Here is a 536-nt window from a genome sequence, read left to right on the forward strand (position 1 = left end):
TAACGATAGAAAAGATATGCTCAGAAATAGCCAAGAAGCACGCCTAGAATAAGGTGACGTTTGATATAACCCGTTGAAAAAAATAGTCACAACAAGGTTAACAGGCTTTCATTCAGCTACACTGAGCACTCATTTACTGCAATTCGTAGATATTATGCTTGTGATTGCAGTTCTTGCCATAGATCACTAACAATCACGCGATCCGCAGGCGTCAGTTCTGCACGTGCTTCTTCTAGGCTGTTCGCGATACGAGATTTTAGCTCTTCAACATCGTTGATGCCGTCTTCTTCACAAGATGCGGCAGACAGAGAGATGTGACCACGTAGATAACCACCAGCAAACAGTTCATCATCAGATGCGTTTTCAATACGAGCATCAATCAGTTCTAGTAGTTTTTCTTCAAATTCAATAATCATGGAGTTTCTCTGAGGTTATTTGGGTTACTTAACGCTAAAATCAGACGCTTCCAGCTGCTTAGTTTGGTAAAACGCACGTAAGGCGTCCGAAAGCATTTTCACTCGCGGTGGCAAACCTGC

General features: G+C 42.5%; 1 protein-coding gene and 1 pseudogene. Both read right to left on the bottom strand.

The window, feature by feature from the left end; genetic code table 11:
- Positions 1-152: 152 nt before the first annotated feature.
- Complete coding sequence (locus R7P74_RS28865; protein ID WP_005479532.1) at positions 153-416, bottom strand: YfcL family protein; 264 nt, start codon at positions 414-416, stop codon at positions 153-155.
- Between the two features lie 24 nt (positions 417-440).
- Positions 441-536: pseudogene (locus R7P74_RS28870) on the bottom strand (elongation factor P hydroxylase); the annotation flags it as partial.

The organism is Vibrio sp. 2033, assembly GCF_033339735.1.